This is a genomic window from Mesorhizobium sp. M0145 (assembly GCF_040322355.1).
In the GTDB taxonomy this organism is placed as follows: Bacteria; Pseudomonadota; Alphaproteobacteria; order Rhizobiales; family Rhizobiaceae; genus Mesorhizobium.
In genome coordinates this window covers 27,918-43,129 of sequence record NZ_JAMYTK010000015.1, presented here as the reverse complement: position 1 = coordinate 43,129, position 15,212 = coordinate 27,918, and the positions used below count along the sequence as shown (strand labels likewise).

General features: G+C 58.4%; 16 protein-coding genes and 1 tRNA gene. 6 read left to right on the top strand and 11 right to left on the bottom strand.

Translation table 11 applies throughout. From position 1 onward, the window contains the following. The first annotated feature begins 15 nt into the window (after positions 1–15). Positions 16–1,437, top strand: a complete 1,422-nt coding sequence (locus NKJ28_RS20890; RefSeq protein WP_352636844.1) for an MFS transporter — start codon at positions 16–18, stop codon at positions 1,435–1,437. Between the two features lie 181 nt (positions 1,438–1,618). Here NKJ28_RS20890 and NKJ28_RS20885 read toward each other — a convergent pair whose 3' ends face one another. Beyond that, positions 1,619–2,314 carry an RlmE family RNA methyltransferase gene (locus NKJ28_RS20885; protein WP_023674449.1) on the bottom strand — a complete coding sequence of 232 codons (696 nt, stop codon included), beginning with the start codon at positions 2,312–2,314 and terminating at the stop codon, positions 1,619–1,621. Further along, complete coding sequence (locus NKJ28_RS20880; protein WP_352636843.1) at positions 2,311–3,738, bottom strand: Ppx/GppA phosphatase family protein; 1,428 nt, start codon at positions 3,736–3,738, stop codon at positions 2,311–2,313. The genes NKJ28_RS20885 and NKJ28_RS20880 overlap by 4 nt, the downstream gene beginning before the upstream one ends. Before the next feature lie 494 nt (positions 3,739–4,232). Between NKJ28_RS20880 and NKJ28_RS20875 the strand changes: the two genes are divergently transcribed. The 3 genes from NKJ28_RS20875 (at position 4,233) to NKJ28_RS20865 (ending at position 5,690) form a co-directional block, all read left to right on the top strand. Next, a complete protein-coding gene (locus NKJ28_RS20875) occupies positions 4,233–5,165 on the top strand; it encodes a lysylphosphatidylglycerol synthase domain-containing protein (RefSeq protein WP_352590477.1) in 933 nt (310 codons plus the stop codon). A gap of 119 nt (positions 5,166–5,284) precedes the next feature. After that, positions 5,285–5,358, top strand: a tRNA-Gln gene (locus tag NKJ28_RS20870). A gap of 116 nt (positions 5,359–5,474) precedes the next feature. After that, on the top strand, positions 5,475–5,690 hold the full coding sequence (locus NKJ28_RS20865; protein WP_352636842.1) for a hypothetical protein: 216 nt from the start codon (positions 5,475–5,477) through the stop codon (positions 5,688–5,690). A gap of 211 nt (positions 5,691–5,901) precedes the next feature. Here NKJ28_RS20865 and NKJ28_RS20860 read toward each other — a convergent pair whose 3' ends face one another. Continuing rightward, positions 5,902–6,201 (bottom strand): hypothetical protein, encoded by a 300-nt coding sequence (locus NKJ28_RS20860; protein WP_352458760.1) that lies wholly within the window; start codon positions 6,199–6,201, stop codon positions 5,902–5,904. Between the two features lie 252 nt (positions 6,202–6,453). Here NKJ28_RS20860 and NKJ28_RS20855 point away from each other — a divergent pair, with 252 nt between their 5' ends. Beyond that, positions 6,454–6,876: a CBS domain-containing protein gene (locus NKJ28_RS20855; RefSeq protein ID WP_023674444.1), complete on the top strand. Its 423-nt coding sequence runs from the start codon at positions 6,454–6,456 to the stop codon at positions 6,874–6,876. A gap of 155 nt (positions 6,877–7,031) precedes the next feature. On the opposite strand, the gene NKJ28_RS20850 is transcribed toward NKJ28_RS20855, so the two are convergent. After that, the gene (locus tag NKJ28_RS20850; RefSeq protein ID WP_352571492.1) at positions 7,032–7,457 is read right to left on the bottom strand and encodes a hypothetical protein; all 426 of its coding nucleotides are present in this window, start codon (positions 7,455–7,457) and stop codon (positions 7,032–7,034) included. A gap of 548 nt (positions 7,458–8,005) precedes the next feature. Here NKJ28_RS20850 and NKJ28_RS20845 point away from each other — a divergent pair. Further along, complete coding sequence (locus NKJ28_RS20845; RefSeq protein WP_352636841.1) at positions 8,006–8,140, top strand: hypothetical protein; 135 nt, start codon at positions 8,006–8,008, stop codon at positions 8,138–8,140. A 42-nt stretch (positions 8,141–8,182) separates the two neighbouring features. Here NKJ28_RS20845 and NKJ28_RS20840 read toward each other — a convergent pair whose 3' ends face one another. From NKJ28_RS20840 to NKJ28_RS20810, 7 genes are all read right to left on the bottom strand, one after another. Beyond that, positions 8,183–8,614, bottom strand: a complete 432-nt coding sequence (locus NKJ28_RS20840; protein WP_352636840.1) for a YybH family protein — start codon at positions 8,612–8,614, stop codon at positions 8,183–8,185. A 449-nt stretch (positions 8,615–9,063) separates the two neighbouring features. Beyond that, a complete protein-coding gene (locus tag NKJ28_RS20835; RefSeq protein WP_352636839.1) occupies positions 9,064–10,269 on the bottom strand; it encodes a hypothetical protein in 1,206 nt (401 codons plus the stop codon). A gap of 79 nt (positions 10,270–10,348) precedes the next feature. Continuing rightward, positions 10,349–11,254, bottom strand: coding sequence for a serine protease (locus NKJ28_RS20830; RefSeq protein WP_352636838.1), 906 nt, complete (start codon positions 11,252–11,254; stop codon positions 10,349–10,351). Positions 11,255–11,501: 247 nt separating this feature from the next. Further along, positions 11,502–11,897 (bottom strand): hypothetical protein, encoded by a 396-nt coding sequence (locus NKJ28_RS20825; protein WP_352636837.1) that lies wholly within the window; start codon positions 11,895–11,897, stop codon positions 11,502–11,504. Positions 11,898–11,915: 18 nt separating this feature from the next. After that, positions 11,916–13,688, bottom strand: a complete 1,773-nt coding sequence (locus NKJ28_RS20820; protein ID WP_352636836.1) for a vanadium-dependent haloperoxidase — start codon at positions 13,686–13,688, stop codon at positions 11,916–11,918. 41 nt (positions 13,689–13,729) lie between these two features. Then, positions 13,730–14,383 carry an acyl-homoserine-lactone synthase gene (locus tag NKJ28_RS20815; RefSeq protein WP_352636835.1) on the bottom strand — a complete coding sequence of 218 codons (654 nt, stop codon included), beginning with the start codon at positions 14,381–14,383 and terminating at the stop codon, positions 13,730–13,732. Positions 14,384–14,466: 83 nt separating this feature from the next. Then, a complete protein-coding gene (locus NKJ28_RS20810; RefSeq protein ID WP_352636834.1) occupies positions 14,467–15,189 on the bottom strand; it encodes a LuxR family transcriptional regulator in 723 nt (240 codons plus the stop codon). Positions 15,190–15,212: the final 23 nt, after the last annotated feature.

The window sequence follows — 15,212 nt, the reverse complement described above, 5'->3', positions numbered from 1 at the left end:
AAGGCCGGATCCATCGTGAACCGCACCATTCCGCTTATCCTGGCGGTCGCTCTATTCATGGAAAACATGGATTCGACCGTCATTGCGACATCGTTGCCGGCGATCGCCATCGACATCCACACCAGCCCGATCGCGCTCAAGCTGGCGCTGACCGCCTATCTGGTATCGCTGGCGATTTTCATTCCGATCAGCGGCTGGATGGCCGACCGCTTCGGCGCCAAGAATGTCTTCCGTGCCGCGATCGCCGTGTTCATCGTCGGTTCGGTCGCGTGCGCCATTTCCAATTCGCTGCCGGCTTTCGTGGTGTCACGTTTCCTGCAAGGCATTGGCGGCGCCATGATGACGCCGGTCGGACGCCTGGTGTTGGTACGCGCGACGCCGAAAAGCGAGCTCGTCGCCGCCATGTCGTGGCTGACTGTCCCGGCTCTGGTCGGCCCCCTGGTCGGCCCGCCGGTTGGCGGCTTCATCACGACCTATTTTTCCTGGCACTGGATTTTTCTGATCAATGTGCCGATCGGGCTGATCGGCATCTGGCTGGCCACGCGTTTCCTGCCGAAGACCGACGCCGCGCAGACGCCGCCGCTCGATCTCGTCGGTTTCGTGCTGAGCGGGCTGGCGGCATCGGGCATCGTGTTCGGCCTGTCGGTGGTCAGCCTGCCGGCTCTGCCGCCAGTTGCCGGCTTTATCACCGTTGCCGTCGGGCTGGCATCGGCGGTGCTTTACCTGCTGCACGCGCGCCGTGCCAAGAATCCGCTGCTGGCGCTCGAGCTGTTTCGCAATCGGGTGTTCCGCTCGTCGGTGCTCGGCGGCGGACTGTTCCGCATCGGCATTGGTGCCGTACCTTTCCTTTTGCCGCTGATGTTCCAGATCGGTTTCGGGCTGACGCCGTTCCAGTCCGGCATGATCACCTTCGTCTCGGCAATCGGCGCCATAGGCATGAAATTCGTCACCGCGCTGATCTTCAGGGTCGCCGGCTTCCGCCGGGTGCTGATTTCAGGCTCGCTCATCGCTGCCGCGTCAATCGCCATCAACGGCCTGTTCACACCCGACACGCCCTACGGGCTGATCCTCGCCATGCTGCTCGCCGGGGGCTTCATCCGCTCAATGTTCTTCACCGGCATCAATGCGCTTGCCTACGCCGAGATTTCGGCCGCCGACACCAGCAAGGCCACGCCGATCACGGCGGTGTTCCAGCAGTTGGCGATCGCACTCGGCGTGGCGCTGGCCGGCGGCATCCTGGAAGTGTCGACCAAGATCCATGGCGGCCCGCTGACGCTGAGCGACTTCCACACCGCCTTCTTCATCGTAGCGGCGGTGTCGGCGGCAGCCTCGCTGTCGTTCATGCGGCTGGCGCCGGACGCCGGCAATGCCGTGTCGGGACATGGCAGGTTGACACCGCCGAAGACGCTGGAGCCGGTGAGCCCGCCGGGGAGTTGAGGACCCCTTCCCTTCTCCCCTTGTGGGAGAAGGTGGATCGGCGCGCAGCGCCGAGACGGTTGAGGGGTGTTGGAAGAAATGAGGCGATGATAACTGCAAGCGTGTTGCCAAGCTGGAACACCCCTCATCCGACCTCGCTTCGCGAGGCCACCTTCTCCCACAAGGGGAGAAGGAAAGGGCGCTACCCCTTAAAATCCTTCGCCAGCAAATACAGCTCCACCGATTCGTCGCGTGAGGCTGGCGGCTTGACGTGATGGACCGAGCGGAAATTCCGCTTGAGTCTCGCCAGCAATTCGTTTTCGGCGCCGCCCTGAAACGTCTTGGCGAGGAAATGTCCGCCAGGCTTCAATACCGACAGCGCGAAATCGGCCGCCACCTCGCAAAGATGCATGGTGCGGATGTGGTCGGTCCGCTTGTGGCCGGTGGTGGGTGCAGCCATGTCGGAGAGCACGATGTCGGGCTGGCCGCCCAGCGTCTCGGCCAGCTTTTCGGGTGCCTGCGGATCGAGGAAATCCATCAGCAGCACCGGCGCGCCCGGCACGGCGTCCATCTCGAGATAGTCGATGCCGACGACGTTCGGGTGTTCCGCGGTCGACTTGGTACGCGCGGCGGCGACCTGGCACCAGCCGCCGGGTGCCGCACCAAGGTCTATCACCTTCATGCCGGGCTTGAGCAAATGGTGCTTGTCGTCGATCTCGATCAGCTTGTAGGCGGCGCGCGAGCGATAGCCGTCGGCCTTCGAGCGCTGGACATAGGGATCGTTGATGTGGCGCTGCAACCAGCGGCGCGACGATTCCTTCAAGCCGCTTTTCTTCTTGATCTTCGTCTTCAGCACGCGAATGCCGGCGGAGCTCGGTCTTTCCGGTTTTTTGGTCATTGCCGGCCCCGCCCGCTGTTGCGCCAGACGCCGTCATCGGCCATCAATTCGCTCAGTATGCCCTCGCGCAGGCCACGGTCGGCGACACGCAGCCGCTCCGACGGCCAGACGGCACGGATCGCCTCCAGTATGGCGCAGCCGGCCAGAACCAGGTCGGCGCGGTCGGCGCCGATGCAAGGGTTGGCGACGCGCTGCTGGAAATCCCAGCCGACCAGTTTTTCGACCATGCGGTCGACGCTGTCGCGATCCATCCACAGCCCGTCGACGCGGCGGCGGTCATAGCGTTCGAGATCGAGATGGACGCCGGCCAGAGTCGTCACCGTGCCCGAGGTGCCGAGCAGATGGAATTTCGGGCTGGACAGGAGGTGGCTCAGCCGGTCGCGCTCGTCGAAGGCGCGCAGCCGCATTGCGACATCCTCGACCATGGCGCCAAAGATCTCGCGCGTGACCGTGCGGCCGCCAAAACGCTCGGCCAGCGAGACGACGCCGACCGGCAGCGACGTCCACGAGACGATATGGTTGGCAAGCCTTGGCGAGCGCTGACCAGTGAGGTCGATCAGCGCGATTTCGGACGAGCCGCCGCCGATGTCGAACAGCACGACGCCTTGCGTGTCGCGCTCGACCAGCGAGCCGCAGCCCGACACCGCCAGCCGCGCCTCGGTCTGGCGGTCGATGATCTCGAGCTTCAGGCCGGCCTCGCGCTCGACGCGCTCGAGGAACTCGACGCCGTTGGCGGCGGTTCGGCAGGCCTCGGTGGCGATCAGCCTGGCCTTCCTGACCTTGCGGTTGCGCAATTTGTCACCGCAGATCTTCAGCGCCTCGACCGCGCGGTCCATTGCGGCGTCGCCAAGCCGACCATTGGCGGTGAGGCCCTCGCCCAGCCTGACAATGCGCGAGAACGCATCGATGACGCGGAACTGGCCATGACGCGTCGGCACCGCGACCAGCAGGCGGCAATTGTTGGTGCCGAGGTCGAGCGCGGCAAAGACCGGTAATTCCTGCAGCGGCGGCGGTGTGCGGGCACCTTGCCCCGGCCTTGGCGAGGCTGGAGGCAATTGCGCGATCGAAGCCGATTGCGCGATCGAGGACTGGGGCGCGATCGAAGCCGCTGGCTGGGGTAGGCGCGCCGGGGCCTCGTTGGCGACGGGCAGCGAAGTGCCGGCAGCCACGGGACGAGCCTCGTCGCGTGCGAAAACCTTGCGCCCGCGCCGGCGCTTGCGCCGCTTCTTGGGCTTGCCGTTCTGATGCGGGCCGTTCTGACCCTTGTAATCGTGGGACGTGTCGCCAGCCTGTCCATTGCCGGACCGGGGCTGCACTTGACGGCCGTAGCGTCCGGTGGATGGGCTTGCCTGGCCGGACGGCGTCGGCGAACCCCTGGACACGCCCACTTCCGGCGCGCCAGCGCCGGCGTCGTGGTCTTCCACTGTCGTTCCTTCCGGCGCCGCGCGAACCGAGATCGGACGCAGCAGGCGCTTTTACATGTTCAAGTTGCCGCCAGACTATCAGCGCCGGGCCGGATCACCAAGAGTGCCCGCAGCGAATTTTGCCGGCGGCGTGAAGGCGGCGACGTCGGTGACCCCTTCTCCCCTTGTGGGAGAAGGTGGCCGAGCGAAGCTCGGTCGGATGAGGGGTGCTGGACGGATCGCGGCATTGAAGATGTAACCCCTTCAAATCATTTTATTTTTTCGAGCTGAGTTCCTTCCGGCACCCCTCATCCGGCTCGGCGCTGCGCGCCGATCCACCTTCTCCCACAAGGGGAGAAGGGGAGGCGCGAGCGCCACAACGCGCCTTCCCGGTTGAATAGCCGGCTTCAATGAGGCATTTCTGAAATGGAGGGGTAAACCATTCGGGAGCGCGGGCGGTTTTCCTGCTGCGAACCGGAAATCGGGTACGGGCTGCAACGCATGATCGTCAGGCCATGAACTGGAGGCGTTATTTCTGGCCCGTGATCGGCATCGCCGCTGTGGTGTTCTCGCTGTGGCTGCTGCTGCACGAATTGCGCGGCATCTCGCTCGACGATGTCTGGGCCGGCATAATCGCCATCCCGGCGCGCGGCTGGGTGCTGGCGGCGCTGAGTTCGGTCATCGCCTATGCCTCGCTCGCCGGTTACGACCACATCGCGCTGCTGCACATCGGCAAGAAAGTCTCGTGGCTGTTCGTCACCTTCTGCTCGTTCACCACCTACGCGCTGTCGCACAATATCGGCGGCTCGGTGTTTTCCGGTGCGGTGATCCGCTACCGCGCCTACGGCACCAAGGGCCTGACCGGGCAGGACGTCGGCATTCTGGTGGCGATCTGCTGGATCACCTTCGTGCTGTCGACGCTGTTCGTCTCAAGCATCGTCCTGCTGCTCGAGCCCGAGGTGATCGACCGGTTTTCCGGCACGCCGCATCACCGGCTGGCGCAGGCGGGAGGGCTCGCCATGCTGCTCGTGGTGGCGGCCTATGTCTTCGGCAGCTGGCTGCATCTCAGGCCGCTGAGGATCGGCAGCTTTCAGCTGCACTACCCGGCGCTGCCGATCGTGGCGCGGCAATTGCTGGTCGGCCCGATCGAGCTCCTGGCGGCAGCGGCGATCATCTTCTTTGCCCTGCCCGCCGCCGGCAATCCCGGCTATTTCGTCGTGCTCGGCGTCTTCCTGGTGTCGTTCTCGATCGCGCAGATTTCACATGCGCCGGGCGGGCTGGGCGTCTTCGAGGTGGTGTTCCTCGCGGGCTTGTCACATATGGACCAGGTCGGCGTGCTGGCGGCGCTGCTGGTGTTCCGGCTGTTCTACCTGATCATCCCGCTGCTGATCGCACTCGGCGTGGTGCTGTTCTTCGAGCACTCGCAATACAGCCGCAGCGAGAGTTGAAGCGCGGGAAGCCGACGATTGAACCCAGACACAGGGTTGACTATTTTCCGGCGGCGGCTACAAGGCACGCGCGGCGACGTCGCCGCCCTGCCCGTGTGGTTTTCAACAGCCGCGCCTGCTGGGGAATAGGTTAACGGTAGACCCACGGACTCTGACTCCGTTAGTCCTGGTTCGAATCCAGGTTCCCCAGCCAGCTTCTTTTTTTCAATAGAAACAATTACTTAGATCATTCCCGAAAATGGCATGTGTTACAACCATGCGGATGATCCGCATGGTATTCTATCCGCATCATTCGGACCGGGAGGTGGCATGAATCTTCGATGGTCAATAAACCTGCTTGAGGACGGCGCTGTCGTCACTCAGGAAGGCGAATATCTCGGAACTTGGGGAATCGATGAGTCGGACGCGATATATGAATTCACGCCAGACGGTGCAGCTGAGCCGTTGCTGTGCAGTGGATTTGTGAAGTTCCTATGCGATAGCATTGAACAATGGCACAGCCTGCAACAGAGCGGCGGCGAGTGAGCCACTCGCGATCGAAGCTGTCAAGTGCCTGCGTCCGCGCACGACGTTGATCCTTATACTTGCTGGACGGCTGAGCACACTACATCTAGGAATTACGGTGACAGTGCACTTTTTACCATGTCGCCCCGTGTCTAGATTGACCGCATGGTGCACCTTGCCCGCGTTCCCGCCCTGCCGCATCCCCGGACCGTACGGGCGAGCCAAAGTGTTTTCACGTCCGAAGAATATATGTTCCGCAAGAACTGCTCATCGAGTATTGCCGCGTCGCCGATGTCGCGGTTTTTCGATGCACCCGGGGGCCGAGAGTATCGCCGGGCAAATCGGCAAAGCCGAGAAACCCGGAAACGAGCCAGGCGGCGAAAAGAAAATAGTGCACCGGAATTACGGTGACGGTGCACTTTTTACCATGTTCGCCCCGCCGCATCGTGTAACCTTGCCCGCGTTCCCGGTCTGCCGCAGCACCGTACAGGCGAGCCAAAGTGTTTTCACGTCCGAAGACTATGCGTTCCACAAGGACCGCTCATCGAATATTGCCGCGTCGCCGATGTTGCGGTTATCGATGCTGGGGGATGCGGCAGACCGGGAACGCGGGCAAGGTGCACCATGCGGCGGGAGCGACATGGTAAAAAGTGCACCGTCACCGTAATTCCGCATGACAACCACCGCAAAATGCGGGTCTGGATGATGACCTCTGGCAGCCAAACCCCGTCCGCGTTAGAATGGGACAGGGGGACATTCACCAACCCAGCAAGGGAGGTCCGCCATGAAAGTCAAAGACGCAATGCATAAGGGTGTCGACTGGGTCAGCCCCGAAACCGCTGTCACCGAACTGGCGAAAATGATGCGAGCCCAGGATATCGGGTCGATTCCCATTGGAGAGAACGACCGACTGATCGGAATGGTGACCGACCGCGATATTGTCTGCAACGGACTGGCAGAAGATGGTTTCGACGGCCGCATCGCAACGGCGCGCGATGTTATGACGGCCGGCATTCACTGCTGCCGCGAAGACGACGATCTGGCCAAGGCCGTACGGCACATGGAAGAACTGAAAATCCGCAGGTTGCCGGTGATCAACAAGAATATGCGGATGGTCGGCATCCTTAGCGTCGGCGACGTCAGTCAGTCGGCACCGAGGGAACTGGTGTCCGAATACGTCAAGAGCGTTTCCGCCCACCACCACTGAAGGGCGGCTCGCCCGTGCGCTAAGGCCTCAGTCTGCCGCCGCGCTGGCCACAGCGCGCCGGCAGAAATGTCCGGTCATCGAGGCCGTGGCGCACCGGAAAAGCCCGCCGGCCGAAGCCGGCTGGAGCGTCTGCAGTCGCCAGAGTGTGGGTAACTTTATGCAGCCTTCAGGTTAATCACCCGCATCACTGCGACCGCTGTTCCGTTGTTCGTAGCAGCCTCCTTCGTGCTACCCTTGCCGCAGCTCCATACGTCACCCTCCTTGGCCGTGAACTGCATGTCTCCGGCCGTGACCTGCAGCTCGCCTTCAGTGACCGTGCAGACCATATCGTCGGCCATGACATCCCCGAGCGGGCTAGTTGCCTTTGGCTGGTAGACGACGTCTTCCATGGCAATTTTCTTGTACCCCTTGATATGGGAGTCTCGTGTTCCCAGTTCGACGAGCCGAACGCCGGGAAAAATCTCTTTGCCATCAGTCGGACCGTAGGTCTTGGCCGCTACCGGAATGGGCTTTGCGACCAATAGCGGGGCCGCCAACGAGGTGGCACCAAGGGCGAGAGCATTACGTCGAGTCATCTTCATAACATCCTCCCTGAGTTAGTTCGCCCGACCGGGCGAACCTGATATTTTACGCGCCCGTTCAGCCAAATAGTCAAAACACAATTGGGCAAGCCAACGCCTGGCCTGCGCGCGTTCTGGCGTGCCGCTGTCCTACACCGCCGAAGTGCTTCGCGCGTCTTGGCGGCTCGCTGCGGCTGGCTGCGCATGGCCTGCCTGCCACACCTCTTGACTGTCCGAGCGGGTTAGATACTTTTTGCTGCGTGCCTTGAGAAAAGCGGTGCCGGGCACCTTGGTCAGCCGCGTGATAACCGACGAATGGGTGAGCCCTCACGTCGAAGAGAAAGAAGAAACAGCACCAGCTCTTGCTGGCCGCGCTGCCTAAAGCGAAACCGAAAATGACCTAGATTGTTGATGCGACGCGGGAAATTGGCCGCTAAGGATGAATTACGGTGACAGTGCACTTTTACCATGTCGCCTCCGCCGCATGGTGCACCTAGCCCGCGTTCCCGGTCTGCCGCATCCCCAGCACCGTACGGGCGAGCCAAAGTGTTTTCACGTCCGAAGACTATATGTTCCTGCTGATCGAGTATTGCCGCGTCGCCGATGTCGCGGTTTTCAATGCGCCCGTGGGCCGAGAGTATCGGCGAGCAAATCGGCAAAGCCGTGAGAACCCGGAAAATGCGGCACGCGGCGAAAAGAAATAGTGCACAGTCACCGTAATTCCTAAAACCTCTCCGGCAACCCTTCTACTCCCCGACAATGGACGTCGGCGGGCGTGCCGAGGTTATCGGATCGGCATGACGAAGGACGATCCTCCACGCGCCTTCCTCGCGCCGGAATATGGTGGTGACTCGAAGCGCAATCGGCACCAGTTTGTTGCCACCACCGACCTTGGATTGGAACCGCTCGACCTCGATGATGTATCCCAAGTCGGCTGTCGCATACTCCGAGATGCGCTCAAAGCCGATGGCCTTGCCGTGCCGGTAATTGGTGGCGGCCCGTTCCATGGTGTCAGCGGCCTTTCTCCATCCCTTCGCCGGCGGGCCAAAGGGATTGGCAATAATGACGTCGTCCTGTCGCGAGTAGAGGTTTTTCAGGGGCTCAGGATCGCCCTTTACGAAGGCATCCAGGGCCAGATGATCCTGCTCGATAAATTTCGTCAGGTCGGAGGCTAACATCTTAACATCGCCCCATGACTAAAAAGAGAACTCTATCAAGCGCTACATCCGCCCTTCGCTTTGCCGTAGGCGGTCGGGCTGGTGTCCGTAGTATAGATCAGAATTACGGTGAGTGCACTTTTTACCATGTCGCCCCCGCCGCACGGTGCACCTTGCCGGCGTTCCCGGTCTGCCGCATCCCCAGCACCGTGCGGGCGAGCCAAAGTGTTTTCACGTCCCAAAGTCTTCCACAAGAACTGCTCATCGAGTATTGCCGCGTCGCGGATGTCGCGGTTTTCGATGCACCCGTGGGCCCTCGCCGGGCAAATCGGCAAAGCCGTGAAACCCGAAAACGAAGCAGGCGGCGCACTGTCACCGTAATCCGATTGTGACCTGCGGCCCAGATGACAGCGCTCCGCGCCGCCTTCCTCGTTAAACATGCGAACCGACGCGCAGGCGCAGCGGACTCGCTAATTCTGCTCTCTCATAGATCTAAATGGCGCCGACCAAATGAAGTCCGTTTGAATATATTCGATCGTCGATATGCCGGGTCCTGGACCAGCACCAAACAGGGTTTCGTTCGGCGTTCCGAGCTCAGGATCTCCGGACGAAAGCGTATTCAGGTCGTCTGATTGCTTGCCGTCACCAGATACAAGACGCGGCCCGACAGATGCACGCGCATGACAGCTTATGCAGGACGACTTTTGGAAAGTGTTTTCGATTACGGGATTTGATAGCACCGTCGGAGATCCAATTGAGGTCGTGAATTCAGTCTGAGCCCCTCGCAATATGTAATTTTGCCAAACAGTCCCTCTTGTCTCAGCCCTAACGCCGTCCTGTCCAATGGTAGCGTCAACAGGGCTCGTCTCGGCGACCAATTGCGTCGGAAAGCCAAATTGAGAAAGCCATTTGTTGTCGCAGGCGCCTTGAGCAATCTCACAATCTCGATGACCGAAATCGATCCAGACCCAATTCGGAAGGTCCTTCGTTATGATGTGTAAAGCAACAAGACCAATCGCTATTTGTTGCCCATTCAGTTCGAATTTCCTCCACAGGTAGCGGGGCTTGTCCTCATCCCGTATTGGCCGCCATTCGGCCTTTATCTCTTTCGCGCCTTGATCAAAGGAAATTTTCTTTCGACTATCTTCCTTCACGGCGGCCGCGAAGTTTCTTTCGAGTCCGTTTCGGGAATAAAGGTCACCTGAGACAATCTTCTCATACATTATGCGGTTTGCCCGTACCTCTTGGCTGACTGGACTCAGCGGATCAAATTTTGGTTTGACGATCTTGCTCGACGACAGGACCATCTTCCTTTCTAAGTTTTCGTCCAAGACAATTTCGTGACTCTCCCTTGGCAACTTCTCCCATGCCGGCGGTCTTGAGCCGTCAGTCTTATAGACCTCGCTGTGGTCACCACCCGACTCGAGGGCCCAAGTTTCCCAGACAAGCGGAAGGTCCGGAGCATCGCCAAATTTCTTGCTTGAATCTGCGACGCCAGCTGTCCCCAGTTCCGCCGGTCGTGATACGGAAAAAAACACTTGCCACGCATACTCATCCGGATTGGTCAGCGCGAGTAGAGAAGCCGTTGCATCTCCCCCGAATTCGACCTCCGCTGCTGCGCAGGGGGCGGCCGCCAGGATTGAGCAAGCGATAAGCACGGGAAAAGCGCTTCGCATGAATATTCCTCCGATGTGAGCGTATGTACGCCCCTGAACACTTTGATTGATGAAGCTCGCTAACTTCCACGAAGACAGCCTAGTTGGCAGCCATTGTCTGGGTGATCCAGTCAGAGAAGGCGCTCACGCGGGTGTAAACACCGTATTTTAATCGGCGAGCGCAGCCCTCGCCAAAGCTTACAATGCCGACCAATACTGGCTTTCCGCCACGCGTTGCCACCGCAGGACCCCCGGAGTCGCCTTGGCATGAGTCCAGCCCGCCGTCGCGATAACCCGCACACATCATCGTATTCTTGATTCTGCCGTTATAGCTTCCAGGCTGATTGCAATCGCTCAAGTTCACAAGCGGAACATCGGCCACGCGAAGTACTTCCGACGCAGCGCCTCCCTCCATTACAGCCCCCCATCCCGTGACTGAAACGTTGGTGCCATCAGGGATATCTGCCGATTGCTCTATCAATGGGACCACAGTTGGGTCCGCAACCGGCTCGGCAAGTTTTACAAGAGCAATGTCGTTCTCATAGGTGGAGCTATCATAACTCGGATGAACGAAATATTGAACGCTCTTTGTGCGAATTCCAAGGGCATGATAGAATGTTGTCTTAGTTACAACGTCTTCTTCGGTCTTGTCCGCAACGCAATGGGCCGCGGTCAATATCCAATTGGAGGCAATGACGCTACCTCCACACCGTAAAATTCTCTGAGGTTCAGGCACCATCGCATAGAGAAGAGCCGCCTGCCATGGATATTGCTCAACAGTTGTTACCTTCCCGCCAACTATGCGCGGATCAATTTCCGTTCCGCTCAAGTTTTTGGTATCAAAACCTAATGCTTCCAGACCCTTTACCTCACCGACGATCTGGGTGAACTCCTCGAATGTTACTGTTTTGCCAGGCACATACCGCTGAAAGTCGTCGGCAAGCGCCGTTGAAGCAACCGTCAGCTGTATTGCGGCGATTATTATTGTACGGAACAGGGATACCATGGTCGCTCCACGAACGTTTGAGTTCACTCGGCAATAATCGACAAATAGGTGCGTCGATTAGGTCGGAACTTCTGTCGCGTGAAAGATCCAACCTTTAGGGGTGCCATTCCGAGCAAACCCCGCGGAATTACGGTGACAGTGCACTGCTTACCATGTCGCCCGCCGCTAGATCACATTGGTGCGCGTTGCCGCGTTCCCGGTCTGTAGTCCGCTATCTAAGCCCCAGTTGGTGCAAATTTATAAATGACTAGCCGGGCCCGGTTTCAGTTGCATCGAATATCCAGCCCTTTGGCTGACCGTTCCTGTCAAAACCAGCGGCTCTCAGGCGCCACTTGTCGCCCTCTCGATAGACAATAGCGGTCCCTTGGGCAGGAAACGGCTTCGACGTAGACGTTAGATTTTCTTCCACTATGACAAAGGCTGCCAACTCAGAAGGTTGAGGGCCTAGATCAAGGCTTCGGCGACCCTGGATTACAGCTTCCGTCATAGTCGTCTCACCAGCCAAGCCTTCTATCACAAGAATATTCTTGGTCAATGTAACGCGCAGGTTTTCCACTAGCTGGCTCCCGCTAGGTTCATTGAATGCTTCATACGAAGTAAGGTACCATTTATTTGCCATCAACACCTTAAAGTCTTGCAGCACTTTACCCTCCATCAAGCTTTAACGTCGCAAAAAGACTTCATCCATTACATACGTTGCTATGTTATTTCCTTGCTTTTTTCCGTTTGTTTTATCGAATTCCCAGTGAATTCCCATCCAAATTCGACTCATTCCGTTCTCTTCTTCAACCGCCGCTTGGTCAGGAAACTCCACTTCTACAAGCGGTCTAGGCACTACCGAGCCAGGAGAATAGTTCTCATGGTTATACTCATCAGAGATGAACTTAAACGACGCATCTGCAGTCGATGAGGCAATCAAGAATCTTCGAAGGACTTCGCATACCGCGCCACCAAACACCGCATGCCCCGAGGGGTAGGCAGGAAATGGAGGCGTGACATTCCGGCCCATCCTTCCCGCATTTGTTACCGCTGCGCCGAGTGGCGTCCATGTCGATTCGCCTTTACCTTCAGGCGAACTATCCGCGTCCACATTGCGTATATATGTAATTGGTCGAGGAAACAAATAGTAATACTTAGCCTCCCAAGCGCTAATACCGGCATCTGCCATGGACAGATTTACGATTGCCAGGAAACGGGATAATTCATAAGGATCAATAAACTTGAGCTTTGTCCGCGCAATCGTCATTGCTAGTGCGTTATACAGACGAGGCGGAGCGCATAAGAAGGCAGTGCCATCATAGCCCCAGAACACGGCTTTCAAGCTCTGGTTGTTCTTATAATCGATTTTCCCATCGGCCCCTGGCTCGGGGTCAACTTCGCCTTCGCGAGTGGTCTCTGTAGCGAACCTGCCCGTGCTTGGGTCAGCCGACACTTTCTTGCCCCAAGCCCCAAGAGTCTTCACTTCCTTGAAGGCAGATATAAATCGATCGGAAGTCAGATCAGGTGGCGGATCACAGCGAAACGATTCTGCTTGAGGAATAACGAACGTTTTAACTCTAGACCACATTCCGCCTAGCGCTACGGGAATTTTAGAGATCGGGTCTATATGCCACTTTCTAATATCAGCTGTCTTAAAATCATCCGCTGCTGGCTCCGGAAACTCTGATCCGTCAGTAAAACCGTACGCATCACTCCATCCGCGAGCCCTTAACACGATAAGGGCAGTGGCCTCGCCGATGGCCTTTCCAATGGCAATGCCTTGCTCACCCTTGACACTCGTTTTGAATATTTCATCAGCGCGAGCCGCTATGAAGGCGCGCTTTTTCGGGTAGAGGGTCTTGACGATCATTACTACAGAATGAAAGGCAGCCGATGCTAATGTACCGACTTTTATTACTATATCATTCGTACCTAAATGAGACTCTCTTATTATCTCCTCCCGTATCTCAGTATTAGAACCAGGCTGCTTGTAGCTGACGTAGTCATTTCGAAACACATTCATTGCTTCGAACATAGCCAGATGAACGAGGCCGAGCGCCCAGCTGCTTCTTGCAGGCCCTAGCTGTTCGCCGTAGATATCTATGTCAGGAACACTGACACTGGTGGTCGTGTTATGATCTATAGCGGTAAGATCTAGAGCGAGTTTGTGGCAGGCCTCCACGGTTACAAGCCAAAGCTCTTTATCTGTTGTTTCAGCAGTTACCGCGTCAAGTATTGGCTCTATTGCAAACAATCTTGGGGAGATAGGCACAGCGGCTCGCTCATCTTGTCGTTTTTGCAATATTGTGAGGAGATTGTTCTCAACACCATATATCTGGGCAAACCCATGCTTTTGCTCGATACTTAAAGAGTCACTATACGCCGGTATCGAAGACAATGACGTGGAGGCCAACAGAAACATGCCACCTGAATGCAGAAAAGTGCGTCGGTTCATTTCATCCTCCCGCCCCAAACGAGCTCGTCTACCTAAAAATATTACGCGATTGCAGATTCGGGTTTTTCCCTGTGGAGAGGCATTTGCCTCCCGCGACGAACCAGCAACGAATGCTCGACCCTAAGTATCTTCCGCACACTCGCCAGCGCCGCCTCATTCACCTCGATATACGCGACGATGTACCATTCACCGTTTTCTTCCCTGGCCATGCCCATCGGCTCGGCCCGCCATTTGAGCGCGCCATGGTGCGGCATGAAGTAGGTTTCCTGGATGCCGCCGACGGCGGTTAGTCCTTCGTCGAGCGCGTATTCCATCACCGCGCAGCACAGCTGCGTCAGCGTGCCCCTCAGTCCGGCAGTGCGTTTGTCGGGGACGACGAATGTGCGCGTCCATTCGGCCCAATCGGGTCGTCTCGGGACGCCCGATTTTTCGCACATGTGAGAAAAAACCTCCGAGACCATGTGCGGCTCGCTCGTTGGGATCAATCGAGCCGAAGTCACCACGCGATCGTCTTCAATGCCCAGCAGGTATGTCGCCGCGTCTGTATCGAATTGATCCAGTTCGCGACCATCCGGGCTCGGAGGGCGCCAGCGTTTTTGATGCACGAAGAAATCGTGCCGGCGGCGCAGAAACTCGTCGAATTCGTTTTCATAGAGATGCTTGTTATGCGCATTGACTACGTGGGCCGTTATCATGGCGCGATCCCCCGATCGTTCTCGCAGGGATAGTCGCAGTCGCGCTAATATACGTCACCTGTCCGATGGGACAGTTGACGCGTTTAGGGATGGATCAGGCGCCGGCGCACCGCCTCGACGACCGCTTGCGTGGTCGTGGCGACGCCAAAAGCCTCGCGGGCCCGCGTTGAGTGCCATTTGACCGTACGCTCGGTCAGGCCGAGAATCTGTGAGGTTTCCGATGAGGTCTTGCCGGCCGCGGCCCACAAGAGCACTTCCTTTTCGCGGTCGGTCAGTACGCCCTCATGGTCATCATCGTCATTCGCCAACGCCTGGATCGACATGCCGGCATAGACCGCCATCGTCACCAGTTGCACTTGATGGCGCGGCGACAGGGTGCAGGACTTCGCGGAAGACGCAAACGACAGCACGGATTGCCAATGATGAACGCTGAGCATCGGCACAGCGAAGCCGCTACAGATGCCGAACTCCGTCGCCTCGCCGGCAACGCGTCGTGAGCCCTCCGTATCCGACCACTTTGCCGGGACTTCGGACCAGAGGAACGGCTTCAAGGTCTTTGCCGAGTAAACGCAAACGCCGTCGACGGCGGCATGCTCGGCCTCGACATAGCGCTCGAACCAGCCGGCCGGCCAGCCATTCAGTTCGACCATCGGTGCAAGCTTCTGCCCGCCAAGCGGCACCCCGCTCAGGATCAAGTGCTCGAAGCCGAGATTTCGCACGGTTTCGAGCAGGTCGCCCAGCAGCGGCCCGGTAGCTGCGTGTTTCCTGCAGCGTTCGACAAAGTCGAACACGTCTGAATCGATCATGACAGAGACCCCCCGTCTCCACG

Coding starts and splice junctions, on each gene's coding strand:
- NKJ28_RS20855 (WP_023674444.1), top strand. CDS start 6,454: ATGAAAGTCAAAGACGCAATGCATAAGGGTGTCGACTGGGTCAGCCCC.
- NKJ28_RS20830 (WP_352636838.1), bottom strand. CDS start 11,254: ATGGTATCCCTGTTCCGTACAATAATAATCGCCGCAATACAGCTGACG.
- NKJ28_RS20875 (WP_352590477.1), top strand. CDS start 4,233: ATGAACTGGAGGCGTTATTTCTGGCCCGTGATCGGCATCGCCGCTGTG.
- NKJ28_RS20820 (WP_352636836.1), bottom strand. CDS start 13,688: ATGAACCGACGCACTTTTCTGCATTCAGGTGGCATGTTTCTGTTGGCC.
- NKJ28_RS20815 (WP_352636835.1), bottom strand. CDS start 14,383: ATGATAACGGCCCACGTAGTCAATGCGCATAACAAGCATCTCTATGAA.
- NKJ28_RS20850 (WP_352571492.1), bottom strand. CDS start 7,457: ATGAAGATGACTCGACGTAATGCTCTCGCCCTTGGTGCCACCTCGTTG.
- NKJ28_RS20865 (WP_352636842.1), top strand. CDS start 5,475: ATGAATCTTCGATGGTCAATAAACCTGCTTGAGGACGGCGCTGTCGTC.
- NKJ28_RS20835 (WP_352636839.1), bottom strand. CDS start 10,269: ATGCGAAGCGCTTTTCCCGTGCTTATCGCTTGCTCAATCCTGGCGGCC.
- NKJ28_RS20885 (WP_023674449.1), bottom strand. CDS start 2,314: ATGACCAAAAAACCGGAAAGACCGAGCTCCGCCGGCATTCGCGTGCTG.
- NKJ28_RS20840 (WP_352636840.1), bottom strand. CDS start 8,614: ATGTTAGCCTCCGACCTGACGAAATTTATCGAGCAGGATCATCTGGCC.
- NKJ28_RS20810 (WP_352636834.1), bottom strand. CDS start 15,189: ATGATCGATTCAGACGTGTTCGACTTTGTCGAACGCTGCAGGAAACAC.
- NKJ28_RS20845 (WP_352636841.1), top strand. CDS start 8,006: ATGTTCCTGCTGATCGAGTATTGCCGCGTCGCCGATGTCGCGGTTTTC.